Annotated in this window: 26 protein-coding genes; 15 read left to right on the forward strand and 11 right to left on the reverse strand. The window is 56.4% G+C overall.

What is annotated here, in order from left to right; all coding sequences use genetic code 11:
* Positions 1 to 8 precede the first annotated feature (8 nt).
* Together rsmA and LA5095_RS21400 are read left to right on the forward strand one after the other, a co-directional pair.
* Positions 9 to 860, forward strand: coding sequence for a 16S rRNA (adenine(1518)-N(6)/adenine(1519)-N(6))-dimethyltransferase RsmA (gene rsmA, locus LA5095_RS21390; protein WP_055118587.1), 852 nt, complete (start codon positions 9 to 11; stop codon positions 858 to 860).
* A 276-nt stretch (positions 861 to 1,136) separates the two neighbouring features.
* Positions 1,137 to 2,048, forward strand: a complete 912-nt coding sequence (locus LA5095_RS21400) for a LysR family transcriptional regulator (RefSeq protein WP_055118592.1) — start codon at positions 1,137 to 1,139, stop codon at positions 2,046 to 2,048.
* A 20-nt stretch (positions 2,049 to 2,068) separates the two neighbouring features.
* Here LA5095_RS21400 and gmk read toward each other — a convergent pair whose 3' ends face one another.
* The 7 genes from gmk to fabD all read right to left on the reverse strand — a co-directional run bounded on the left by gmk (position 2,069) and on the right by fabD (position 8,557).
* Positions 2,069 to 2,764: a guanylate kinase gene (gene gmk, locus LA5095_RS21405; protein WP_055118594.1), complete on the reverse strand. Its 696-nt coding sequence runs from the start codon at positions 2,762 to 2,764 to the stop codon at positions 2,069 to 2,071.
* A gap of 5 nt (positions 2,765 to 2,769) precedes the next feature.
* On the reverse strand, positions 2,770 to 3,663 hold the full coding sequence (locus LA5095_RS21410; protein WP_055118596.1) for a YicC/YloC family endoribonuclease: 894 nt from the start codon (positions 3,661 to 3,663) through the stop codon (positions 2,770 to 2,772).
* A gap of 68 nt (positions 3,664 to 3,731) precedes the next feature.
* Positions 3,732 to 4,862: an endolytic transglycosylase MltG gene (gene mltG, locus LA5095_RS21415; RefSeq protein WP_055118598.1), complete on the reverse strand. Its 1,131-nt coding sequence runs from the start codon at positions 4,860 to 4,862 to the stop codon at positions 3,732 to 3,734.
* Positions 4,863 to 4,985: 123 nt separating this feature from the next.
* Positions 4,986 to 6,251 carry a beta-ketoacyl-ACP synthase II gene (gene fabF / locus LA5095_RS21420; protein WP_082442821.1) on the reverse strand — a complete coding sequence of 422 codons (1,266 nt, stop codon included), beginning with the start codon at positions 6,249 to 6,251 and terminating at the stop codon, positions 4,986 to 4,988.
* Positions 6,252 to 6,334: 83 nt separating this feature from the next.
* Positions 6,335 to 6,568 carry an acyl carrier protein gene (locus tag LA5095_RS21425; protein WP_008194310.1) on the reverse strand — a complete coding sequence of 78 codons (234 nt, stop codon included), beginning with the start codon at positions 6,566 to 6,568 and terminating at the stop codon, positions 6,335 to 6,337.
* A 245-nt stretch (positions 6,569 to 6,813) separates the two neighbouring features.
* On the reverse strand, positions 6,814 to 7,551 hold the full coding sequence (gene fabG, locus LA5095_RS21430) for a 3-oxoacyl-[acyl-carrier-protein] reductase (protein ID WP_055118603.1): 738 nt from the start codon (positions 7,549 to 7,551) through the stop codon (positions 6,814 to 6,816).
* 61 nt (positions 7,552 to 7,612) lie between these two features.
* Positions 7,613 to 8,557 (reverse strand): ACP S-malonyltransferase, encoded by a 945-nt coding sequence (gene fabD / locus LA5095_RS21435; protein WP_055118605.1) that lies wholly within the window; start codon positions 8,555 to 8,557, stop codon positions 7,613 to 7,615.
* A 447-nt stretch (positions 8,558 to 9,004) separates the two neighbouring features.
* On the opposite strand from fabD, the gene LA5095_RS21440 reads away from it, so the two are divergent.
* From LA5095_RS21440 to LA5095_RS21500, 13 genes are all read left to right on the forward strand, one after another.
* Positions 9,005 to 9,556 (forward strand): VPLPA-CTERM sorting domain-containing protein, encoded by a 552-nt coding sequence (locus tag LA5095_RS21440; protein WP_144436145.1) that lies wholly within the window; start codon positions 9,005 to 9,007, stop codon positions 9,554 to 9,556.
* Positions 9,557 to 9,905: 349 nt separating this feature from the next.
* A complete protein-coding gene (gene rpsF, locus LA5095_RS21445; RefSeq protein ID WP_055118609.1) occupies positions 9,906 to 10,343 on the forward strand; it encodes a 30S ribosomal protein S6 in 438 nt (145 codons plus the stop codon).
* Between the two features lie 6 nt (positions 10,344 to 10,349).
* A complete protein-coding gene (gene rpsR, locus LA5095_RS21450) occupies positions 10,350 to 10,598 on the forward strand; it encodes a 30S ribosomal protein S18 (protein ID WP_029066450.1) in 249 nt (82 codons plus the stop codon).
* 109 nt (positions 10,599 to 10,707) lie between these two features.
* Positions 10,708 to 11,304 (forward strand): 50S ribosomal protein L9, encoded by a 597-nt coding sequence (rplI, locus tag LA5095_RS21455; RefSeq protein WP_055118611.1) that lies wholly within the window; start codon positions 10,708 to 10,710, stop codon positions 11,302 to 11,304.
* A gap of 368 nt (positions 11,305 to 11,672) precedes the next feature.
* A complete protein-coding gene (locus LA5095_RS21460) occupies positions 11,673 to 13,157 on the forward strand; it encodes a replicative DNA helicase (protein ID WP_055119039.1) in 1,485 nt (494 codons plus the stop codon).
* Between the two features lie 249 nt (positions 13,158 to 13,406).
* A complete protein-coding gene (locus tag LA5095_RS21465) occupies positions 13,407 to 13,670 on the forward strand; it encodes a PilZ domain-containing protein (RefSeq protein WP_158510425.1) in 264 nt (87 codons plus the stop codon).
* 173 nt (positions 13,671 to 13,843) lie between these two features.
* A complete protein-coding gene (alr, locus tag LA5095_RS21470) occupies positions 13,844 to 14,986 on the forward strand; it encodes an alanine racemase (RefSeq protein WP_082442819.1) in 1,143 nt (380 codons plus the stop codon).
* Positions 14,987 to 14,997: 11 nt separating this feature from the next.
* Complete coding sequence (radA, locus tag LA5095_RS21475) at positions 14,998 to 16,398, forward strand: DNA repair protein RadA (protein WP_055118617.1); 1,401 nt, start codon at positions 14,998 to 15,000, stop codon at positions 16,396 to 16,398.
* Between the two features lie 68 nt (positions 16,399 to 16,466).
* Positions 16,467 to 17,078 (forward strand): CvpA family protein, encoded by a 612-nt coding sequence (locus LA5095_RS21480; protein ID WP_055118619.1) that lies wholly within the window; start codon positions 16,467 to 16,469, stop codon positions 17,076 to 17,078.
* Positions 17,079 to 17,218: 140 nt separating this feature from the next.
* Positions 17,219 to 18,691, forward strand: coding sequence for an amidophosphoribosyltransferase (gene purF / locus LA5095_RS21485; RefSeq protein ID WP_055118621.1), 1,473 nt, complete (start codon positions 17,219 to 17,221; stop codon positions 18,689 to 18,691).
* A gap of 10 nt (positions 18,692 to 18,701) precedes the next feature.
* Positions 18,702 to 19,427, forward strand: a complete 726-nt coding sequence (locus LA5095_RS21490) for an SDR family NAD(P)-dependent oxidoreductase (protein WP_055118623.1) — start codon at positions 18,702 to 18,704, stop codon at positions 19,425 to 19,427.
* Positions 19,428 to 19,496: 69 nt separating this feature from the next.
* Complete coding sequence (locus tag LA5095_RS21495; protein ID WP_158510426.1) at positions 19,497 to 20,111, forward strand: HAD family hydrolase; 615 nt, start codon at positions 19,497 to 19,499, stop codon at positions 20,109 to 20,111.
* Positions 20,112 to 20,153: 42 nt separating this feature from the next.
* A complete protein-coding gene (locus LA5095_RS21500) occupies positions 20,154 to 20,525 on the forward strand; it encodes a VOC family protein (RefSeq protein WP_055118627.1) in 372 nt (123 codons plus the stop codon).
* A gap of 6 nt (positions 20,526 to 20,531) precedes the next feature.
* Here LA5095_RS21500 and LA5095_RS21505 read toward each other — a convergent pair whose 3' ends face one another.
* The 4 genes from LA5095_RS21505 to LA5095_RS21520 all read right to left on the reverse strand — a co-directional run bounded on the left by LA5095_RS21505 (position 20,532) and on the right by LA5095_RS21520 (position 25,029).
* On the reverse strand, positions 20,532 to 21,332 hold the full coding sequence (locus LA5095_RS21505; protein WP_055118628.1) for an inositol monophosphatase family protein: 801 nt from the start codon (positions 21,330 to 21,332) through the stop codon (positions 20,532 to 20,534).
* A gap of 84 nt (positions 21,333 to 21,416) precedes the next feature.
* On the reverse strand, positions 21,417 to 22,844 hold the full coding sequence (der, locus tag LA5095_RS21510) for a ribosome biogenesis GTPase Der (protein WP_055118631.1): 1,428 nt from the start codon (positions 22,842 to 22,844) through the stop codon (positions 21,417 to 21,419).
* A 152-nt stretch (positions 22,845 to 22,996) separates the two neighbouring features.
* Positions 22,997 to 24,217, reverse strand: coding sequence for an outer membrane protein assembly factor BamB family protein (locus LA5095_RS21515; protein ID WP_208992804.1), 1,221 nt, complete (start codon positions 24,215 to 24,217; stop codon positions 22,997 to 22,999).
* Between the two features lie 131 nt (positions 24,218 to 24,348).
* Positions 24,349 to 25,029: a tetratricopeptide repeat protein gene (locus tag LA5095_RS21520; RefSeq protein WP_055118633.1), complete on the reverse strand. Its 681-nt coding sequence runs from the start codon at positions 25,027 to 25,029 to the stop codon at positions 24,349 to 24,351.
* Positions 25,030 to 25,086 lie beyond the last annotated feature (57 nt).

The raw sequence follows: 25,086 nt of genomic DNA on the forward strand, positions 1-25,086 counted from the left end.
GTAAAACCATGGCACAGATCGATGACTTGCCTCCTCTGCGCGATGTAATTGCTGCGCATGGCCTCAATGCGAAAAAATCACTCGGCCAGAACTTTCTTCTGGATCTGAACCTCACATCCCGCATTGCACGCTCTGCGGGAGACCTGACGGATTGCACGGTTCTGGAAGTTGGCCCGGGACCAGGTGGTCTTACTCGCGCGTTGCTTGCAGCCGGTGCCAAAAAAGTGGTGGCGATTGAAAAGGACAGCCGTTGCCTGCCTGCCCTTTCTGAAATCTCGAGCCACTATCCCGGTCGACTGGACGTGGTCGAAGGCGATGCGCTCAAACTGGACCCAGTCACACTGACAGGCGGTGACAAGGTCAGGATTGCGGCGAACCTCCCCTACAATGTCGGAACGCAGCTGTTGCTGAACTGGATCACGACGCCCGACTGGCCTCCGTTCTGGTCTTCGCTGACGCTGATGTTCCAGAAGGAAGTAGCCGAACGGATCATTGCAGAGCCGGGATCGAAAGCCTTTGGCCGACTGGGCGTTCTGGCGGGATGGCGCTGCAAAGGCGGGATCCTGTTCGATATCAGTCCCAAGGCATTCACGCCGCCTCCGAAGGTCACATCGGCGGTTGTTCACCTGACACCCAATGACAGTCCCCTGCCCTGTAACCTGAAATCGCTGGAACAAGTAACAGCGGCTGCATTCGGCCAACGCCGAAAGATGCTGCGTGCCAGTCTCAAGTCTCTCTCTCGCGATGCGGAAGAGCTGATCGTCCAGGCGGGACTGAAACCAACAGCACGAGCCGAAGAGATTGATATTGCAGGATTTGTGTCGCTTGCAAACATGATCAGTAAAACGGAAAACAGCTAGGTTTCGGATCGCTCGCACTTCTGCCATTGCAGCGAAGACGGCTGGCCTCTTCCGCTTTTCCGGATCGTTCATCCAACGCCAGGTCCCGCACAAGCCAGGACGGCCAGCATGATGGGTCGCGCGACAGATAAAGAGCGGCCGGAATGACGGTTTTTCGCCGCCGTTTGAATTTCTTGAGCCAAAAAAACAGCACTACATCCTCCTGTTTCATCGTCGGGAGAATGTCTGCTCAACTTCTATTTGTATCTGAATGTTATTGCATGATATTATTCATTAATGAAAAATATGGACTGGAATTCCATTCGCATCTTTCTCGCTGTCGCGGAGCAAGGCAGCCTTAGCGCAGCCGCACAGGTGCTGTTGGTCTCGCAACCAACAATCGGACGACAGATTTCGCGCCTAGAAGATCAATTGGGCTTGCGGCTGTTTGACAGGCGCCAGACGGGCTATGAACTAACCGAAGAAGGAAAACGGCTGGTCACAGAAGCTCAGGCAATGGCACGCGGAGCAGCCGATTTCAAACGGGCGGTCGATTTTGAAAAATCGGCTGCGCCGCTTCAGGTCTTCAGAATTACGCTTGGCGAATGGGGTCTTCATTTCCTGTCCGGGAAAATGGAGGCAGTTGTTGCGGGTGTCGACGGGGTAAGGCTGGAATTGTATGCAGATGATGCCTTTTGGGATCTCGGCATGAATTCCGCGGATATTGCGATCGGGAATCAGGTTCCCAAACGCTCGCATCTGATAACCCAGAAACTTGGAGAAAGAAGTTTCTACGCATACGCGTCCGAAAGTTATCTGCGGTCGCATCCCGATGCAGTAAACGCCGATAGCTGGGACAGGCAGGTCTGGGCCGGGTACTGCGGAAGCAGGGCCCGCCTGAAGTCCGCACAGGTTCTGAGTGAAATTCTGGCTGGCAACGAATGCAGCTTCGCCGTGAACAGTTCGGTCGCCCTTCTGAAAATTCTCTTGTCAGGCCGTGCCATGGGCGTGCTACCGGACTGGATCGGAGAACATGAGAATCTGATCCGCCTTTCAGATCGTCCTCTTGCGCGAAACACTTCCTGGATGAGTTTTCACGAGAGACTGAAACTTCGTCCCAAACTGTCTGAAGTCAAACGCAGGATCGTGGGGATCTATAAGTCCCGGTACGAGTTGACGGACCGCATCGTGGTGACAGGCGGCCCCTGAGTTCAATCGGACCGCGCCGACTAGTCTTTATCCCTCAGTTCCATTTCCAGATCATCAACCATGCCCTGTATCAGCGGTCCGATTTTCGGCGAACGGAACTGTTTCAGGCGCTCAGCGCGCAAGATGGCGCGGACATTCTCGTACGCGCGTTCCAGATCGTCGTTTACGACAACGTAGTCGTATTCCGACCAGTGGCGCATTTCGCCGACGGCAGTCTTCATGCGTTTGGCGATGATTTCGTCCGCATCTTCGGCCCGTCGGAACAAGCGCGATTTCATTTCGGCGATGGACGGCGGCAGAATGAAGACTGAAACCACGTCCGAGCGCATCTTGTCATAGAGCTGGTATGTGCCCTGAATGTCGATATCGAAGAGAATGTCGCGACCGCTCTCGATCGCTTCCTCCACCGGACCTCTCGGCGTTGCATAATAATTGCCATGAACTTCCGCCCATTCCAGAAGCTCGTCGTGCTCCCGCATCTGCTCGAAGCGTTTCGGGTCCAGAAACTTATAGTGGACGCCGTCGACTTCGCTGGAACGGCGCGGTCGTGTCGTGACAGAAATGGAGAGTTCCAGATTGTCTTCCTTGTCCAGAAGCAGACGGGCAATCGTGGATTTCCCAGCACCTGAAGGAGATGACAGCACGAGCATCAGGCCCCGGCGTTGTTGCTCTGCCTCTTCCGCACTGACAATCGTTGCAGCGGGTGCTTCGGTCATGGGAACTACTCCAGGTTCTGTATCTGCTCGCGCATTTGATCGATAACCGCTTTCAAGTCCAGTCCGATCGCTGTCAGATCCACATCATTGGACTTTGAACACAAGGTGTTGGCTTCACGATTGAATTCCTGGGCAAGAAAATCAAGACGTCGTCCGATGGCCCCGCCGGTGCCCATCAGGTCCCGGGCAGCAGCAACGTGAGCATGCAAGCGGTCCAGCTCTTCACGAATGTCGGCCTTGGTTGCCAGGAACACGGCCTCCTGATGAAGACGCTGCGGGTCGAATTGGCCGTCCGAGGCGTCCATCAGGTCTGACACCTGTTTTTTGAGCCGTGCCTTGATCGCCTCGGGAAGTCTTGCGGGAAGGTCTTCTGCCGCCTGTGTCAGCCCGGCGATTCTGTCTATCTGTCCGGTAACGACCTGATTGATCGCCTGACCTTCGCTATGGCGCATGTCGACAAGATCAATCAACGCGCCGTCAAGCGTCGTCAGCAGTGTCTTGTGCAGCGCTGCCCGTGTTTCCTCGTCGTCTTCCGGTTCCTTCAGCTCAAAGACACCCTTTTGCGAGAGGATTCCGTCGAGCGAGGGTGGCGCTAGGTCCGGCACCTTCTCCTTGAGAAGGTCGATGGTCGACAGAACCGCCTCAAGAGCGACCTCATTGACCTGAAGCTGCTGTTCCGACTGATCCCGCTGCATGGCAAGCCCGATCGTGACATTGCCACGTCTCAGGATCTTGCTGCACCGTTCTCTGATCTGGGGTTCCAGTGTTTCCAGACCGGCGGGTATGCGGATACGCAGGTCAAGCGACTTGCCGTTGACCGATCTCAGTTCCCAGGTCCAGCGCACCGCCCCCATTTCCCCGAGGGATCTAGCAAATCCTGTCATGCTGGCAAGCGCCATGTGCCCCTCCGGAAGTCTTTGATGGCTTACTGCGCTGCAGACCTTGGTGTCAGGCGCAAAAAAATCACTTAGTTGGACGTCTCAGGCTCAACGTCCTGTTGCTGTTCAGCCTGCCGGCGCTGCCGCTCGACCTGACGCCATTTGCGGACATTTTCCTGGTGCTGTTCATAGGTTTCGGCAAAGGCATGACCGCCCGTACCATCCGCGACAAAAAACAGATCCTGCGTGCGTGAAGGATTGGCAACCGCTTCCATCGCGGCGCGGCCCGGATTGCCGATCGGCCCCGGTGGCAACCCATCGATCTGGTAGGTGTTGTATTCGTTTTTCGCGTCAATCTCGGACTGCTTGATGGCCGACCGATCTTTTAACCAGGCTTCACCGCCATAAAGGCCGTAGAGAATCGTCGGATCGGATTGCAGTCGCATGTTCTTGTTCAAACGGTTGACGAACACACCTGCGACGCGAGAACGCTCATCGGCCAGTGCAGTTTCCTTTTCCACGATGGACGCCAGAATCACCAGTTCCTCGGGTGAGTTGACCGGCAATTCATCCGTACGTCTTTCCCAGACCTCGGCGAGCAGACGTTGCTGTGCCTGTTTCATCTGGTTGAGAACTTCCTGGCGGCTTGTTCCCCTTGCGAAAGTGTAGGTTTCAGGCAAAAGGTCTCCTTCAGCAGGGACCTCGGTGATTTCACCTTCCAGAATCGGATGTGCCCGAACACGTTCGATGATTTGCGCGGTTGTCCATCCTTCAGGAACGGTAACCGAATGGGTAACGGCATTGCCTTCCACGAGATCCGTCATGATCTCGTGCATAGAGACACCTGGCGCAAAGGCATATTCGCCGGCTTTCAACGCCGTCGCATTCTTGTAAAACCGAATACCGAGATTGAAGACCCATTCGTCGAACATGCTGTCATTGATGACACCCTTGCCGGCAAGACGGTCGGTAATGCCTGACAAACCGGAACCGGAGGAAATCACCACCATTGCCTCCTCGGACAAGGGTCCTGGTTCCTCGAATTTCTGCTTGCCGAAATAAAGCGCGCCACCGACGGCCGCAAGACCGAAAACCGCGAGGGTAATGATCAGATTGCTCAGGATCACAAGGGGATTGCGCACGTGCCGGGAGCGTTGCGGCGGTTCCGGAGCCGGCTCGGGTTGCAGGGCTTCACGCGGGCTTTTCGGCTTTATGCGCATATCGGGTCACATCTCCAAGATTGATCCCAAAACCGTGACACAGGCTCAAGCAGACCAGTTGACACAATCAAATTCTCAGGCCGGGCAAGAGAATCAGGCCCGGCCTGAGAGAACTTGAAAGGGTTATGCGGCAACTTTACGGAAGACGAGCGATGCATTCGTGCCGCCGAAACCAAATGAGTTCGACAACGCGACGTCAATATTCATCGCCTTAGCCGTGTGCGGCACCAGATCGATCTCGGTCTGGACCGAAGGATTGTCCAGATTGATCGTCGGCGGCGCCATACCGTCCCTGATCGCAAGAACAGAGAAAATCGCTTCCACGGCACCCGCTGCCCCCAACAGGTGGCCGATCGAGGACTTTGTCGACGACATGGTCAGGTTCTTGGCATGCTCTCCTGCCAGCCTGCTGACCGCACCAAGCTCGATTTCGTCTCCAAGCGGAGTGGATGTTCCGTGTGCGTTGACGTAGTCGATATCGCCAGGCGTTATTTCTGCGCGTTTCAATGCGGCTTCCATGCACCTGTAGGCGCCATCGCCATCAGATGACGGTGCCGTAATGTGATGGGCATCGCCGGAGAGACCATAGCCGATGACTTCGGCATAGATCCGGGCCCCGCGCTGAACAGCGTGCTCGTACTCTTCCAGCACAACCACGCCAGCTCCCTCGCCCATGACAAAACCGTCCCGAGCCACATCATAGGGGCGTGAGCCCCTTTCAGGGGTGTCGTTGAACCCGGTCGACAAGGCCCGACATGCGGCAAATCCGGCGATTGCCAGACGGCAGAGAGGTGATTCCGCCCCGCCGGCAACCATGACATCCGCATCACCGAAGGCAATCAGGCGAGAAGCATCACCGATCGCGTGCGCCCCTGTGGAGCACGCGGTCACAACGGCGTGGTTCGGTCCCTTCAATCCGTGGCGAATGGAAACATAACCGCCCGCCAGGTTGATAAGACGCCCGGGAATGAAGAACGGGCTGATCCGCCGCGGACCCTTCTCCGCAAGGAGATGAGCCCCTTGTTCAATTCCCTGCAATCCGCCAATGCCGGAGCCGATCAGAACACCGGAGCGTGCCTGCTGTTCGTACGTTTCCGCCTTGAAACCGGAATCGGCCATTGCCTGATCGGCCGCGGCCATGGCGTAGACGATAAAGTCATCAACCTTGCGCTGTTCCTTGACGTCCATCCAGTCATTGGGATCGAACGCGCCGTCCTCGCCCGGATCACGCGGAATCTGGCAGGCAATCTGGCAGGCCAGATCGTCAACCTTGAAATTCGTGACCTTGTTGGCCCCGCTCTTTCCTTCGAGGATCTTTTTCCAAGTGGCATCGACGTTACCGCCAAGCGGCGACACCATGCCCAACCCAGTTACGACAACTCGCCTCATTAACCCGCACTTACGTTGGAAGGGCCTGGCGGAGCTTTCCCCGCCGGCCCGGTCGTCATTCAGAACTCAAGCAGGGTTGCCCCTTACTTGTTGGCTTCCAGAAACTTGACAGCGTCGCCGACGGTCAGGATCGTTTCCGCAGCGGTGTCGGGAATCTCAACGCCGAACTCTTCTTCAAATGCCATGACCAGCTCAACGGTGTCGAGGCTGTCTGCGCCCAGGTCATCGATGAAGCTTGCGCCTTCCACAACCTTCTCCGCGTCTACACCCAGGTGCTCAACAACGATTTTCTTTACCCGATCCGCGATATCGCTCATCTTTCACTTCCTTGTTTTTCGTCTATTCGTCGCTCGCGATATTGTACCGGACCGGTTTTCAAAAAACGTCGGCGCCAACTCACGGCTTGAAGATGTCTCAGCATCATCGGACCAGTTCAACAGACTCGACAACGCAATTCGTAACAATCGGCGGGTAGGTAACACACTTTGTTGACCATTACCAGCCAGTCCCGGCCGCTTCAAAGCGGTCCGGATTCTTTTTGCCAGTTTGGCAAAACTCTCTTTTAAATCATGGCCATGCCACCGTTCACATGCAGTGTCTGGCCAGTGATGTATGCCGCCTCGTCGCTGGCAAGATAAAGCGCGGCAGAGGCAATCTCCGCCGACGTGCCCAGACGGCCTGCCGGAACGCTCGTCAGAATTGATTCTTTTTGCTTGTCGTTCAGCGCATCGGTCATCGCTGTTTCGATAAATCCGGGCGCAACCGTATTGACGGTGATGTTTCTGCTGGCCACCTCGCGTGCCAGAGACTTGTACATTCCGATCATTCCCGCCTTTGCGGCAGCATAGTTGACCTGCCCCGGATTGCCGGTCACACCGACAACCGATGTGATGCCGATGATACGGCCGGTACGACGTTTCATCATGCCCCTGATTGCAGCACGGCAAAGGCGGAAACCGGAACTCAGATTGACCTCCAGAACCTGGTCCCACTCTTCGTCCTTCATGCGCATGAAGATATTGTCACGGGTAATTCCGGCATTGTTGACGAGAATGTCTACAGAACCCATTTTCTCTTCAGCCAACGGCAACAAGGCGTCGACCGCATCACGATCGGACAAGTTTGCAGGTGTCACGAACGCGCGTTCGCCAAGGTCCGCCGCAAGGGCTTCCAGCTTTTCGGCACGTGTGCCTGACAGGGAAACCGATGCTCCCTGGGCATGCAACACCCGGGCGATTGCCTCGCCTATACCACCGGTCGCGCCGGTGACGAGCGCGTTTTTGCCTTCCAAGCTGAACATCTAAGGTCCTTCCCTCATCGTATTGCGTACCAGAATGTGACCGTTGCCGGCAGAACCGTTCCTATCCGCCGATCTTTGCCATCAGCGCGTCAATGTCTTCCGGCGTGTTCACGGACAAACCCGTGGATTCCTTGTGAATGCGTCTGACCATGCCCGACAGGACCTTGCCGGTCCCGACTTCTACAAAAGTATCGACACCTTGGCCAGCAAGCCACAGAATACTCTCACGCCAGCGAACCGTACCGGTCACCTGCTCGACCAGTCTGGAGCGGATCTCGGTAGGGTCCGTGATCGGTTCAGCAAGAACATTGGCGACCAGCGGAACCACCGGAACGTTGATTTCAGCATTCGCGAGTGCATCGGACATGGCGTCTGCAGCCTGCGCCATCAAGGAACAATGGAACGGGGCACTGACCGGCAACATGATTGCCCGACGGGCGCCTTTGGCCTTTGCTATCTCGACCGCGCGCTCTACGGCTGCAAGATGACCTGAGACAACGACCTGTCCCGGCGCATTGTCGTTCGCCGCCTGACAGACTTCACCCTGGGAGGCCTCCTGAGCTACTTCCACCGCAACATCGAAATCCAGTCCCAGCAAAGCCGCCATTGCACCAACGCCCACCGGAACGGCGTTCTGCATCGCGTCTCCGCGTACCCGCAACAATCGGGCGGTGGTGGCAATATCGAGACTTCCGGCTGCCGCAAGCGCGGAATATTCGCCAAGGGAATGACCTGCGACAAAGGCAACGCTCGACTTCAAGTCGAGGCCCCTGGCTTCAAGCACCCTCATTGTTGCAAGACTGACAGCCATCAACGCCGGCTGAGCGTTCGCGGTCAAAGTCAGAGTATCGTCAGGTCCGTTCCACATTACATCGGACAGCTTCTGTCCCAACGCGTCATCCACTTCATCAAAGACGGCCTTTGCTTCGGGGAAGGTTTCAGCGAGAACCTTGCCCATTCCAACGCTCTGGCTGCCCTGGCCGGGAAAAGTGAATGCTATGGTCATCTTGGAAACGCCTCCGTTGAAACGTGCGCGGGCCTGCCTCTTTCATAAGGTGTGGACCATCGGCTTTGGAAGAAAGCGAATTGCCTGCCCTGCTCTGGGCTGACGTCATACTTGGCGCGAGGCTATGGTACGCTCTTGCCCGACCTGTCAAGGCCCAGACAAAAATCAAGCGCAGATTCTTGCTTTTTTAAAGGGAATTTCGGTTTTTACGATGAACCGTTCTCTTTCTACCGGCACATTGTGCATGGAACAAAAGAAGGGTTTCAACCGGCAATCGCGGGAACAACTGTCGTATTTGGATGAAACGTTTGGGTTAGAGACCGGTCCGAAATCACCCTGTTGGACGATGCGAGCCCTGCAATCAACCTGCCAGTGTCACATTGCCACTTCACACTCTCGCCAAAGTAGCGTAATTGACAATTTTTACACTATCAGTGCGGGGGCATGATGAAAAATTCCATCTCTAGGGTGCTTGCGGCAGCCACAGTCGCGATATCGGTTCTGACTTCAAGCCACGTGGCACAAGCAGTCACTTTCGACTTCAATTTCTCCTTTTCAAACCCTGAATCGTTCGGTGGAGGCCACATTACCGGAATCGTCCGGGGACTCACGGAAGGAACTTCCAATGCAACAAGCGTTGAAATTCTAGGCAACACCGAAAACTTCGGCCTCGGCGGCTACATCGGACCGCCGGAGACGAACACGTTCATAAACCTCTGGAAGGTTGAAAGTGGTGCTGTCACACACGTCGATTTTGTTTCTTACATCGACAACACTCCAGGAGCAGGTAGCGATTGCTGCGTTTTGTACCTTTGGTTCTTCCCTCCGACGGGCGCTGCCGAAGGAGCGTTGAGATTGCGCAACAATTATACACCTTATCCCGAAGGTGACCTGGGACTCCGGTTCACGCCTGTTCCCCTTCCGGCAAGTGGCGGAATGCTGTTTGCTGCGATAATGGGCGTTGCAGGGGTTCGTCGCTGGAAAAAGTCCTCTGCCTGAACGAATTCACCAAACTCTTGCTTTGGGTCCAACCAAACGTGATCTCTTGCCTGGAACAAAAACTGCCAACCTGCGTCTTTGCAATTGGACGCAGGCTGACATCACCAGCAGCGTTCCAAAGGTAGGAGACAATGCTCGATTTGGACTTGCAATTCCCACAAAACAGAGTATAGAGCGCGCTTCATCCGGGTTTGGCCGGGGGCTGAACGGAAGGGCGTTTGCCAGGATTTTTTTGAGAGATCCGACTTCCCGTGTTCCCACTCCCGTAAGATTTCTCGTGCGCCTTTCCGGGTCTACGAGGAGGCTTTGCGCCAATCCCGCGTTGTCAACACGAAGAAAGGCTATTTTCATGCCTCTTTATGAGCACGTTTTCCTGGCGCGCCAGGATGTTTCGGCACAACAGGTCGAACAGCTCGTCGAACAGTACAAGGGCCTCATCGAAGGCGCTGGTGGTACTGTCGGCAAGATTGAAAACTGGGGTCTGCGGTCCCTTGCCTACCGCATCAAGAAAAATCGTAAAGCTCACTATACGCTTATGAACATCAACGCGCCGCATGCCGCTGTCGCCGAGATGGAGCGTCAGATGGGCCTCAGCGAAGATGTCCTGCGCTGCATGACCTTCCGCGTCGGTGAACTGGATGAAGAACCATCCGCCATGATGCAGAAGCGTGATCGCGACGACCGCCGTGGCGGTGGCCGGGGTGATCGCGGCGACCGTGGTGATCGTGGCGACCGTGGTGAGCGTTCTGGTGGTGGCCGTCCGCCACGCCGTGGTGATGAGGAGTAAGAGACAATGGTTGATATTGCACAGCTTCCGAGCCGCCGTCCGTTCTTCCGCCGCCGGAAAACCTGCCCGTTCTCCGGTTCCAATGCACCGAAGATCGACTACAAAGACATCCGTCTGCTGCAGCGTTACATCTCTGAGCGCGGCAAGATCGTTCCGAGCCGCATCACCGCGGTCTCCGCGAAGAAGCAGCGTGAACTGGCTCGTGCGATCAAACGTGCACGCCTGCTCGGCCTGCTGCCGTTCGTGATCAGCTAACGCTTCCTTTTGGAAGCCGACTTCTCCCGGGCCCTCCCGGGAGACCCGTATTGGGACCGCGGACATTCGGTCTCTAACCGCCGCACAGGCGGGACAGTAGGAGAAAAAAATGCAAATCATTCTTCTTGAGCGTATCGCAAGGCTCGGCCAGATGGGCGACACCGTTCGCGTCCGTGACGGCTATGCCCGTAACTACCTGCTGCCGCAAGGCAAGGCGCTCCGCGCCAACAAGGCAAACCTGGAGCGCTTCGAGCTTGAACGCGCGCAACTCGAAACCCGGAATCTGGAACGCAAGAGCGAAGCAGAAGCCGTTGCTTCCAAGCTCGACGGCGAAGCACTGGTGATGATTCGCTCGGCGGGCGAGACCGGCCAGCTCTACGGATCCGTTTCCACGAGAGACGTTGCAGATGGTCTGACAGAGAGTGGCTTCACGGTTGCCCGCAACCAGGTCGAACTGCGCACACCGATCAAGACAATCGGTCTGCACACCGTTCTGATCCGTTTGCATCCGGAAGTCGAAGTCACCATCTCCGTCAACGTCGCCCGCTCCGAAGACGAAGCAGCGCGCCAGGCAGCCGGTGAAGACCTGACGACGCCGGAACAGGACGTCTTCGAGTTTGAAGAAGACGAGGAAGACGCAGAAGCCGAAGGCACCGAGGAAGGTTCCGAGGCCGAAGAAGAAGCTCCTGCAGAAGACGAAGTCTGATCGGCTTTCACGTTCTTCTCCAGTCAAGCACAAAACGGCACTGCTCGCAGTGCCGTTTTTATTTTGCCAGCAATTCATTTCGCCAAAATTCGACGTTGCCTAAACCAGCAAATTCAAACTCCCATACAACGCGTTGAATCCACAGCCCAATTCCTTAACTGCTCATTAACCTCACTAAAAAAGCGATAGTTTTCAATGACTAAGATCTATCGCCTTGAGTCTCCAAACAGCTTTTGTGTCAAGCAGGATTCGAGTCTTTCCCCGCTGATCTGTGCAAGTCGGTGGGAAACAATGACAGTCGTTTTTGAGCCTTGAGACCGCCCGCGTCAGAAGGTATGCCCAATGAACTTGGGTCATTGGGGGTCGGTATGAAGGGCACGTTGCAGAAGGTCGAAACAGAAGAAGACATTCAGCGTCTCGCTCCGCACAATGCGGAAGCGGAACGTCAGCTTCTGGGTGCGATTCTCGTCAACAACGAAACCTTTTATCGGGTCTCCGACTTTTTGGAGCCACTTCATTTTTTCGTGCCATCGCATCACGACATCTACGAAAAGATCAGCCACCTGATTCGGGCCGGCAAGACGGCTTCTCCAATCACGCTGAAAACCTTCTATCCCGCAGACGCAAAGATAGCGGACCTGTCCGCGACGCAGTTTCTGCTGCGTCTTGCCGGTGATGCGGCCTCGATCATCAACGCGGAAGACTACGGACGAACCATCTATGACCTCGCCATTCGCAGGAACCTCATCCGGATTGGCGAAGACATGGTCAATATCGCTTTTGATGCCCCGATAGATGTGCCGCCGGGTCAGCAAATCGACGATGCTGAACGCAGGCTGTTTGAACTTGCCGAAACCGGCCGCAGCGAGGGTGGTTTCGTAGCTTTTGGCGATGCGCTTACCGAAACAATCGAAATGGCGCATGCCGCCTACAATCGTGAAGGTGCCCTTTCGGGAACGTCCACCGGCCTGAGGGAGCTGGACAAACTCATGGGCGGGTTGCAGCAATCCGATCTGATCGTTCTTGCCGGTCGTCCGGCAATGGGGAAAACCTCGCTTGCCACAAACATCGCCTACAACATCGCACAGGCGTTCAAATCGGAAGAACAACAGGATGGTTCGGTCAAGACCGTCAATGGCGGCGTGGTCGGCTTCTTCTCACTCGAAATGTCCGCAGAGCAGCTCGCGACACGTATAATTTCCGAACAGGCGGAGATCTCGTCTTCCAAGATCCGTCGTGGAGACATTACGGAAGCAGAATTTGAAAAACTTGCCGCGTGTGCCCAGACAATGCAGTCAGTGCCGCTGCATGTCGACCAAACGGGCGGTATCTCCATCGCTTCCCTGGTGGCGAAGGCACGCAGGCTGAAACGCCAGCGCGGCCTCGACCTGCTTGTGGTCGACTATATCCAGTTGTTGTCGGGGTCCGCCAAGAACACAGGCAACCGGGTACAGGAGATCACCGAAATCACTACCGGCCTGAAAGCACTGGCCAAGGAACTCAACGTTCCGATCATTGCGCTTTCTCAGCTGTCCCGCCAGGTCGAATCTCGTGACGACAAACGCCCGATGATGTCTGATCTTCGCGAATCGGGATCCATCGAGCAGGATGCCGACGTGATCCTGTTCGTTTACAGGGAAGAATATTACCTTTCCAAGACCGAGCCCGAGATCGGGTCACCTGAATATGCAGCTTGGGAATCCAAGCACGAGGCTGCAAGAGGCAAGGCAGAAGTGATCATCGCCAAGCAGCGACACGGTCCTACGGGGACGGCGAATCTCCACTTCCAGGGCGAGTTCACCCGGTTCTCCGATCTGGCTGAGGATGACCATCTGCCGGAGCGCTACGAATAGTCAGTCATTCACACCTGGACCGAACGCACTGTGATATTGCGTCATTTAGCACCGAGCGCTTAGCTGCTCTGCGCGGTTCATGGGCGTATCGTCAATATCGTGCGAAGAAAAATATCATCGGCAGATCATAGATATTGGCTTGTACGTTTTGACAATTTTAAGTCATCTTTAAGCCTCGTTATTTACCCTAAGTAATCAATCATTAGAATTCGCCGATTTTTCTGGAAATGGATCATCGTGGTTTCACCGGTGCAAAAATTGTTGGAGGAAGCCAGGATCTTCCCCCGGAAGAACTGCAAGTGGCCCGGGATCCTCAGGCTCGAGAAGATTCACCAACCGTGTGTCGTCGAGGATATCAGTGCCGGTGGCTGCAGGATTGCAACCAAAACCAAAAACCTGAAGCAGAACGCAAAGGTCGTCCTTGAAGTTGAAAGCAAAAAACTGCGTTTTCACGGGGAAATACGCTGGACCCGCACGGATGAGGCCGGCATCGAATTTCTCTATCAGGACTAAGGCGTCAGGACGCAAATGACGGGCGTTTTTACAACGCGCTGCCCGATCTAACACCCGCGATCACAGGCCGCGTCAATCTTCCATTTTTCAATTGGAACCGGGTCCGATCATTGCGGTAGAATACCACCTGATTCCACGGGAACATCCCAATCTACCGGAGCAAAATCAGGACTGTGCCCAATCGACTCGAAACCCCCTTCCATTCGGACCTCTATGGTGGACGCCTCACCATTGACCTGGGCGCGATTGCGCAAAACTGGACTGCGTTGAAAAACAGGCTGGGAGACGCAACTGAATGTGCCGCCGCGATCAAGGCGGACGCCTATGGCATGGGCCAGGCCCAGGCCGGACAGGCGCTGTACGACGAAGGATGCCGAACCTTCTTCGTTGCCGTTCCGACAGAAGCGATCGCGTTAAGGCGCGTGCTTCCAGATGCGGTCATATATGCCCTGAACGGCCTGCTGCCCGGGACAATCGACCATTATCTCGAGCACCGTATCCGTCCGGTTCTGGGCTCGCATGCCGAACTGGTGGAATGGATAGACCTTTGCAAGGGTGCCGGTAGGTCATTTGACGCAGCGGTTCATGTCGATACCGGAATTCACCGGCTTGGACTATCGCCGAGTGAATTCACCGCGACGTTTTCAAAACCCGATCAAATGGGTCCTTTCATTCCCTCGCTTCTCATGAGTCATCTGGCCTGCGGGTCCAACCCAACCCACGTGATGAATGATCATCAGCTCAGGCTATTCCGGGAGGTCACGGCTCCGCATGCTCACATTCGACGTTCTCTGGCGAACTCCGCAGGCGTTCTGATGGGTCCCGAGTTTCATTTCGATCTCGTGCGTCCCGGTATTTCCCTTTACGGCGGTCAGGCGATCGAAAATGAACCCAATCCGATGAAACCGGTTGCCAAGGTAGAGGCCCGCATCATGATCGTGCGTGACGTACCGGAGGGTGACACGATCGGCTACGGCGCCAGTCACACGGCTGGCCGGCCACTCAAAAACGCCGTCGTTGCCGCTGGTTATGCCGACGGACTGCTCCGGGGCGCGAGTTCGACAGATAGCCGCCCGGGCGGGTTTGCGATGATCGGCGGTCACAAGGCCCCGATCCTCGGTCGGATCTCGATGGACATGATTACGCTTGACGTTACCGACGTTCCCGATCATCTGGTCAGACGCGGCGCGTTTGTGGAAATGCTCGGACCCAATGTTGCAGCTGCGGACCTGGCAGCGTATGCCGAAACAATAGACTATGAATATCTGACAAGCTTGGGGCAGCGCTTCGAGCGCATCTATCGCCCACTCAGCTAACTGGAGATCCCATGGCCCGGCGGTCCAGCTCTTTCGTCTGCCAGTCCTGTGGCGCAGTTACTGCCAAATGGGTCGGGCGCTGCGAGTCGTGCGGTGAATGGAACACGATTGTCGAGGAACAGACCGGTGGCGGGGTCGGGGGCGGTCCGCAACGTGCACCGCGTAGCAAGGGACGCGTTGTTCCGCTTGTAGGCCTGTCCGGTGACACGAAAGAAGCTCCCCGTATCCAGACAAATGTTGCGGAACTGGACCGGGTGACCGGAGGCGGCTTTGTTCGCGGCTCGGCGCTATTGGTCGGCGGTGATCCAGGCATTGGCAAATCCACGCTTCTGATTCAGGCTGCCGCACAGTTGGCAAATCTCGGACACAAGACCATCTATATTTCAGGCGAGGAAGCGATCGGACAGGTTCGCCTGCGTGCCGAACGCCTGGATCTTGCCAACGCTCCGGTCGCACTTGCCGCCGAAACCAGTGTCGAAGACATCCTTGCGACGCTTGAGGCTGACAAACCGCCCGCGATGCTGATCCTGGACTCAGTTCAAACCCTGTGGACCGATCAGGTAGAATCGCCACCAGGCACAGTGACCCAGGTCCGCGCCTCGGCGCAGGCCATGGTTCGCTATGCGAAGAAAAACGGCACCACACTGGTACTTGTGGGTCATGTGACGAAGGACGGACAGATCGCCGGCCCACGTGTGGTGGAGCACATGGTCGACGCCGTGCTTTATTTTGAAGGTGATGGTGCGCACCAATACCGGATCCTGCGCTCGGTGAAAAACCGCTTCGGCGCAACCGATGAAATCGGCGTTTTTGAAATGACCGGCAAGGGGTTGGCGGAAGTCTCCAATCCATCGGCGCTCTTTTTGGGAGACCGGTCAACATCGTCACCTGGTGCAGCCGTGTTTGCCGCACTCGAAGGGTCCAGACCGCTTCTCATTGAAATCCAGGCACTCGTTGCTCAATCGACGCTTGGAACACCCCGCAGGGCAGTGATCGGTTGGGACAGTGCGCGTCTTTCCATGATCCTTGCGGTTCTGGAAGCGCGGTGTGGTGTGCGGTTTTCCCAGCACGATGTTTACCTGAATGTGGCTGGCGGCCTTAAAATCAACGAACCGGGAGCCGATCTTGCAGTTGCAGCGGCATTGATATCATCGCTTAGCGGGCTTGCCCTTCCGGCCAATTGCGTCTATTTCGGCGAGGTCAGCCTGTCAGGTGCCATCCGGCCTGTCGCCCAGGCCCAGTCCAGGCTGAAAGAAGCGGAGAAACTCGGCTTCGATCAGGCGATATGTCCGGAGGGGAACCTCAAGGACGGTGCGGCATCGTCATTCAAGGCATCCGGCCTGTCGGAACTTGGGGACTTTGTCGCGAAACTCTCGGCTGAGGCTAGTGCGTCGAAGGGCGCAGAAGCATAATGCCCATGGGATCGGAATAGAGAATTCAGCTCTTTTTTGAGCACCAGACAAAGGGACTTTTCAGGAACATGCCGATAACCATTCTGGACGGACTGCTCTTGGCCATCATGTTCATTTCGGCGGTGCTTGCCATGATCCGGGGATTTGTCCGCGAAGTCCTTTCGATCGTCTCCTGGGTTGCAGCGGCGGCCGCGGCCTTTCTGCTCTATGAACGGGTCTTGCCCTACGCAAAACAGTACATAACTCATGATCTGGTAGCTGCCGGCGCTTCGGCCGCAGCTGTGTTTCTGGTGACACTGGTCATTGTCAGCTATATTACGATGCGGATTTCGGATTTTGTGCTGGACAGCCGGATCGGTGCGCTGGATCGCACACTCGGCTTTGTGTTCGGCGCTGTACGCGGCCTTTTGTTGCTCGTCGTGGCGATGATGTTCTTCAACTGGTTCGTCCAGCCTGATCAGCAGCCGGAATGGGTCTTGGACGCGAAGTCGAGACCTATCCTGCTTTCGATTGGCGAACGCCTTGTCGCCGTCCTGCCGGAGGATCCGGAAAAGGCGATCCTGGACAGAATACGCGATGCTGATCTGACGGGTAACAACGCCGGAGCACCATCCGAGGAGCCTGAATACAGCGAAACCGAGCGTCAGGGCCTGGATCAGCTGACGAGCGACAACAACTGACGCCGACAGAAGCGAAGACCTATCCGCACCGGCAGTTCGCATTACCGCGTGCCAAACGACAATGCTGCTTTCGCGAGGAGGCAGGCCAATTCAAAGTCTCGGGCCGCAATCTCTGTCGGCCGAAAAGAGGAGTGTTCGCCATGACTGGCGGAACGGAAGTGGACGAGCTGTTTGATATGGATGGCGACACGCTTCGCGAAGAGTGCGGTGTCTTCGGCATTCTGGGACACGAGGACGCCAGCGCCCTCGCCGCCCTTGGTCTGCACGCCTTGCAACATCGGGGGCAGGAAGCAGCCGGTATAGTTACCTTCGACAATGATCAGTTCCGCGCAGAACGGCATCTGGGACTTGTCGGCGATCACTTTTCCGATGCAGATACGATCGGGCGCCTGACCGGCCGTGCTGCCGTCGGTCACGTCCGGTACTCCACGACCGGCGAAACAATCCTGCGAAACGTACAGCCACTGTTTGCCGAACTCGATGGAGGCGGGATCGCGGTCTGCCACAACGGGAACTTCACAAACGCTCTCACGCTGAGGCGACAGTTGATCCGCGACGGTGCGATCTGTCAGTCCACATCGGACTCCGAAGTCGTGCTCCAGCTGGTCGCCCGCTCCCGCAAGAACAAGATCGTCGACCGTTTCATTGAAGCGATCACGCAGATGGAAGGTGCCTACTCGCTCGTGGCGCTGACGTCCAAGAAGCTCATCGGCGCGCGGGATCCGCTTGGTATCCGTCCTCTCGTCCTCGGCGATCTGAACGGCGCGCCAATCCTGGCTTCAGAGACCTGTGCGCTTGATATCATCGGCGCGAAATTCATCAGGGAAGTCGAAAACGGTGAAGTGATCGTCTGTACGTCGACCGGCATCCAGTCCTTTTTTCCGTTCGGCAAACAGCAGGCACGGCCCTGCATCTTCGAATACATCTACTTTTCACGGCCGGACTCCGTTCTGAGTGGTCGCAGCGTCTACGATGTTCGCCGGGAAATGGGCAAGCAACTCGCGCGCGAAACCAGTGTTGAAGCCGATGTAATCGTACCGGTTCCCGACAGTGGCGTTCCGGCCGCGATCGGATACAGCCAGGAAAGCGGCATTCCGTTCGAACTTGGTATCATCCGAAATCACTATGTCGGCAGGACATTCATCGAACCAACGCAGCAGATCCGGGCGCTTGGTGTGAAGATGAAGCATTCGGCGAACCGGTCCCAGATCGAAGGCAAGCGCGTTGTTCTGGTCGACGACAGCCTCGTTCGCGGCACCACGTCGGTCAAGATCGTCCAGATGATACGTGAAGCCGGTGCCAAGGAAGTCCATTTCCGGCTTGCCAGCCCGCCGATCCGCTATTCCGACTATTACGGGATCGATACGCCGGTCCGGGAAAAACTTCTGGCCGCCAAATACAGCCTCGAAGAAATGTGCGCATATATCGGCGCCGACAGTCTCGCGTTCCTGTCCGTCGACGGCATGTACAAGTCCATGGGGTATGACGGTCGCGATAACGAAAACCCGCAATTCACCGATCACGGATTTACCGGCGACTATCCGACGCCGCTGACGGATCTTTCCGAAGACCAGGAATTCATCAGCGCACCGCGCCTGGTGGAGGTCGGTTAAGAGACATAGCATGACACAAGACTTTGACGGTCGGATCGCACTGGTGACCGGCGCCTCTCGCGGTATTGGCTATCAGATCGCAAAACAACTCGGTGAACGCGGCGCACATGTCATCGCACTCGCCCGGACCGTCGGCGGTCTGGAAGATCTCGACGACGAGATCAAGGCAGCAGGCGGCCAGACGACACTGGTGCCCGTGGACCTGATGGATTTCGATGCACTCGACCGGCTTGGCGCCGCCATTTTCGAGCGCTGGAAGAAACTCGACATTCTTGTCGGCAATGCCGGAATGCTCGGAGTTCTATCCCCCCTCGGCCATATCAGTCCGAAAGACTTTGAAAAGGTCATGGCTGTGAACGTCACAGCAAACTGGCGCCTCGTCCGGTCGCTGGACCCGTTGCTGCGCCAGTCGGATGCTGGTCGGGCATTGTTCCTGACCTGTGTCCAGGCACAAACGCGCACCGCGTTCTGGGGCTTGCAATCAATCAGCAAGTCCGCTGTTGAAGCAATGGCCAGAACCTGGGCAAATGAAAGCCTTCAAACTGCGATGAAAATCAACCTCGCTGACCCGGGCCCCACGCGAACAGGCCTTCGCGCCAAGACCATGCCAGGCGAAGCACCGGAGAACCTGCCGACAACCCAAGTGGTTGCAGCGGACCTTGTCGAACTGCTGAAACCCGAAATCTTTCGGACAGGTGAGCTTTATGACCGTATCAGCGGCGAGTGGACGAGCTAGGTTTCATCCTTCGCAGATGGTGTATTGAGGCACTGCCGGATCCAAGCCGGAATGCGAGAGCAGCACTTTATGCGCAAGAACACGAAAGCAATCGCCTGGGACTTCGATGGCGTCCTCAATCGCAATGTCATCGGAGGCAAGTTCGTCTGGTCCGAAACACTGGAAGAAGACCTCGGAATACCGTTGAAGGACTTTCAGGAGGGCATATTCAATCGGACTTTCATGCAAGTCATTTCCGGAAAGACAGACCTGAAAGACCATATACGGGATTGGTTGTGCAGGCAAGATCACCCACATACTGCAGATGCAATTCTGACCTACTGGTTTGCGAAGGACGACCTTCAAGATCCGCTTACCTGTGGCCTTGTTGAACGACTTCGTCTGACAGGGATCCGTCAGGTTGTCGCGACAAACAACGAACATCACCGCACAACATACATCGAGAGGACCTCAGGTTTTTCGGACCGTGTCGACAGGGTTTTCTCTTCAGGGCGGATTGGCCATGCAAAGCCGGATGCGGCGTTCTTCCAACATGTCAGCACATCTCTCGATCTTCCTCCGGAAGATATGCTGTTAATCGATGACAGCTCGGCAAACATCGCGGCAGCGCGCTCACTCGGCTGGGACGGCTTTCATTTTACGGAAGAAACCAGGACCGAGCTTGCATCCTTTCTCGGCCTTTGAAAGCATGTAGCCTTTCCTATCAGCGGTACAGGAGGCCGTTCCATGCAACTCGGTGCGTTTTCAATCAGCCTGACGGTCAAGGACCTTCAGAAATCAAAAGCCTTTTATGAAGGTCTCGGCTTCTCGGACCTGGGCGGATCGGGCGCGGACGGCTGGGCAATCCTGAAAAACGGGGACACCGTCATCGGTCTGTTCCAGGGCATGTTTGAAAAGAACATGCTGACCTTCAATCCGGGCTGGGACCAGGGTGCGCAAAAACTCGACACCTTTCAGGACATCCGTGAACTCCAGCAGCAATTGAAGTCCAAAGGTTATGCCTTTGAGGCAGAAGCGGACGAATCGACCACCGGTCCGGCCAGTTTCGTGCTGATCGATCCGGACGGAAACCCGGTGCTTGTCGACCAGCACGTCTGACACTTGTTACTCGGCAGCTTCCAGGGGTGCGAAGGAACTTTCGGCGATTTCCCTGATATCCCCGAAAACACCCGGTGCTCCCACGACTACGCGAGCCCCGTGATATAGCGAATTATTGACGTCCTGCTCCATCACCACGCCGCCTGCTTCCTTGATGAGCAACATGCCTGCCAGGCAATCCCAGGCATTCATGTGTGATTCCGCATAACCGATCAGCCGGCCGGCCGCTGTATAGGCGAGCATCAACCCACCCGAGGCATTACGGAAAAACACCCCGCCTTTTGATACAAGAGCGCCAATGACATTCACGGCATCCGTTACCGCCGTCCGGCCATTGAAACCGACACCGACAGATCCGTTGGACAAGCTGTCGCTGGTCGACACCTTGATTTGTTTGCCATTCAGGAAGGCGCCCTGCCCCGCTGCTGCGGTGAAAGTCTCCTTGGCCACCGGATCGTGGATCACGCCGACGATAACCTGGCCCTGGTGAACGCAAGCAATGATTACGCACCATTGTGGTATACCGGTGACGAAATTCGCAGTCCCGTCGATTGGATCGGTGATCCAGGTGTAGCCGGATGTACCTTCTTCTATGCCGTGCTCTTCACCCAAAATGCTGTCGTCGGGATATGAATTGGCGAGTTCCTTGCGGATCAGCGTTTCAACATTCCTGTCTGCTTCGGACACCAGGTCCTGGTGTCCTTTCTGGGTGATAGTCAGCGTGTCGAGTTTACGAAAATACTCCAGACCGAGTTCACCTGCCTGGATTGCAAGACGTTCGGCAAACGCAAGCCGTTCGGAAATCATTATTTTGCTCCTTCGAAACCCGATAAGTTGAGGCCGGTTTGCGATCGCTCCGAATACTTCGTCGCCCGCACACCGGATCCGTGACTACTGAATCTTTCGCTTTTTCCCGGGGGCGTACGGATTTTCCCCTTTGCGATACGTCAGGCGCACGGGAGTGCCCTGGATGTTGAACTTTTCCCGCAAGGAATTCACCAGATAACGTGTATAGCTCTCCGGCAACTGTTCCGGACGGGAACAGAAAACGATGAAATGAGGTGGCCGCGTTTTCGGTTGCGTCATGTAGCGCAGTCGAATCCGCCGACCCGCCACGGCAGGTGGCGGGTGATTTGCCGTGACCCTGTCGAGCCAGCGATTGAGTTTGGAAGTCGAAACGCGGGCGTTCCAGGCTTCATAGGACTTGAAGACGCTTTCGACCAATCGGTCGATGCCCTGCCCCTGAATCCCGGATAATGTTGTGATCTGAACACCGCGAATCTGATTGAAGTAGCGCTCGTTGGCGTCACGTATCTTCTTCCAAGCCGCTTCCCGATCTTCAACCAGGTCCCACTTGTTGATGGCGATCACCAGTGCCCGGCCTTCGCGCGCGACAAGATCGATTATCTGGAGATCCTGTTTTTCGAAAGACATCGTGGCATCGAGCGTGACGACGACAACTTCCGCGAACTTGATCGCTCTCAGCGCGTCGGCCACCGACAGTTTTTCGAGCTTTTCCTGAACCCTGGCTTTCCTGCGGATACCTGCCGTGTCGAACAGCTTGACATGCCGGTCGCGCCAGACCCAATCGACTGAAATCGAGTCGCGGGTGATGCCGGCCTCCGGCCCTGTCAGCATGCGGTCTTCACCCACCATCTCGTTGATCAGCGTGGATTTGCCCGCATTGGGCCTGCCGACGATCGCGACACGCAGGGGACGCTCTTTTGTGCCAGCCGGATCTTGCTCCTCGATGAACTCACCGTCTTCATCCACATCGACATTGACGACTGCCTCTTCGCGGTTCGACTGTTCTTCATCGGACACGCGGTCGACATGCGGTTTCAGTGCATCGTAAAGATCAGCAAGTCCTTCTCCATGCTCGGCGGAAATCGCGATCGGTTCACCGAGACCGAGCGAGTAGGACTCATAAAGACCACTCTCTCCCGCCCGGCCTTCCGCCTTGTTCGCAAGCAGGATCACGGGCCGTGTGGTCTTGCGGGCGACTTCGGCGAAATGCGCATCGAGCGGCGTAACGCCCGCGCGGGCATCGATCAAGAAAAGGACCGCATCCGCGGTCTCTATCGCTTCTTCGGTCTGCCGGCGCATCCGTCCTTCGAGCGAACTCTTGTCCGCCTCCTCCAGACCGGCTGTGTCGATGATCGTAAAACGGAGGTCGCCCAGACGCGCCTCCCCCGGCCGCCGATCCCTGGTGACACCGGGAGTATCGTCGACCAGCGCCAGGCGCTTGCCGACCAGGCGGTTGAACAAAGTGGACTTGCCGACATTCGGCCGTCCGATGATGGCGACAGTTGCGCCCACAGCAGTTTCTCCTGATGGGCAGGCTTCTTGAAGAGCCCGTCCCTGAAATCGAAAGCACCCGGCCCGCGATCAATCGAGCGCGGACAGGGCCTCTCATACTTATATCGATCGACAATGGACATCCAATCGATTCCGATTGGGTGCCCGCAGACTTAGTTGAACGCGGTAACCCCGTCATTGCCGGACAGCACGATAATTCGGCCACCGGCGACAATCGGTGTCACGTAGACATCCGCATTGGTTCTCTGGGTCGTCATAATGTTCCCGCTGGCCGCATCGACGATGGCGATCTGTCCATCGCTCGAAAATGCCACGAGCGCACCATTGGCCAGGATTGGCCCCGCCCAGTTGCGGCGGCGTTTCTTTTTCTCCGGCCGCGGCAGAGATGTTGCCCAAAGGGTTTCGCCGCTTTTCAGATCAAGTGCAACCATGCGGTCGTCCAGATCCACCATAAACAGTGCACTACCGGACACAATCGGCGTGTGTACGCTGCCGAGATCCTGTTCCCAACGCCGCAATCCCGTGCGCGCATCGACCGCCACGGTTCTACCGGCAACACCGGTTGCATACACCATGCTGCCGGTCACCACGGGACTTGCCGAAACATCGGCAAGACCGGATAGCGCAAGTGTACGGAAACCGCGTGAAACGCTATCGACCCATTGAGCCTCTCCGGACTTGATGTCAATTGCCATGATCTCGCCGGAGGAAAAGGGAACGATTACCCGGTTTCCGGAGATCGCCGGATTTGCTGCCGACAACAATCCGGCGGTTTCTTCAATTCCGGCATAGGTCCAGGCGATTTCACCATCTGCCTTTGAAACCGCATAAACTTCATTGGACTGGGAGACGACAAAGACGTGACCTGCGCCAGCGACCGGAGCACCGCGTGCCGGAGTGTCAAGTTCTGCGGTCCAAAGGACCTGTCCGGAACCGGCGTCCAGCGCGACCAGCTGACGGTAGCTTGTTCCTGCATAGACGACGCCGTCGGCAACGGTAACACCGCCACCAGGACCGACGTCCCGCTCACCTTCCGGGCGGAGGTTCTGCGTCCAGGCACGACCGCCGGCCGTCGACAGGGCAACGATCTCACCATTGGGCTTATAGACGTAGATCTTGCTGCCATCGCTTACCGGACGCGACGAAATTCGCAAGGCAGACGATGTCAGTCCGCGCCCCGATGTTCCGACATTGGAGCGCCAGGATGTCGTTCCGGATATCGACACGGCCACATTGCCCGGGTCGTTGGTAAGGCCGCCGCCACTTGTCGTCCAGGACTGGCCGCCCGTCGCGGGGCCTACCTTGGCAGTCTGGCCAAGTGCACGCGCAGCTGGATCGGCACCGTCGAAAACAGGTTGCCGTTCACCGGGCAAGATTTTTTCCCGAGAAAACGGGTTAATTGAATCACCGAATTCACTCACCGACCCGCAGCCGGTCAATGCCAGGGAGAATGCAAAAATACCCAGCAGTGCAAATCTGCCGGAAGAACCTGCCGCAAAAATCACTAGTTGCTTCCTTCACCAGCCGCTTCATCACCGCCATTGGCAGCACGGATCACATCGTTCAGAAGAGACACACGGCGGCTTACATCGACTGGAGACTCGGGGTCATTCTCAACGGCGGAAATCCAGCTTCTCGCAGTTTCCAAATCGCCGTTTTTCCATGCACTTACAGCAAGAAGCTCACGTGCGGCTGCACGAAATGGCGCCGTGTCGCCCGTCAGTTTTTCAACACGATCGGCAACTGCCGAATAACTCTCCAGATCAACAGCGATATAGCCGGCGCGCAACGCTGCCACGCTGCGAATGGCTTCCATTTGACCGCTCTCTCTGGAAAGCGCATCGAATGCCGCAAGCGCTTCCTGGGATTTTCCCGATTTTGCCAGATCCGTCGCTATGCGGAGTTTCGCCAGCGCCGGATACCCGCCAATGGAGCCCTCCAGTTCACCGTATAGCTCTGCTGCCTCCTGGTACTTCTGTTCTTCAGAAAGCTGAACTGCGTCGTAAAACTTGTCGCCCGCATCCTGAGACTGCGTTTCCTGCCAATAGAGCCAACCGCGATAGCCGCCGGTGCCAACCACGATAAGAACCGCGACGCCGATAATCCACAGACCAAACCTGCTCCAAAGTCGACGGTATTTTTCCTGGCGGATATCCTCATCGACTTCACGAAAAATGTCAGACATGCGTGTCTAGTTCCTGCATTGATCTTGCCGGTCCGCATTATTTATCGGACCACCACC

The organism is Roseibium album, from assembly GCF_001404515.1.
Classification (GTDB): Bacteria; Pseudomonadota; Alphaproteobacteria; order Rhizobiales; family Stappiaceae; genus Roseibium; species Roseibium album.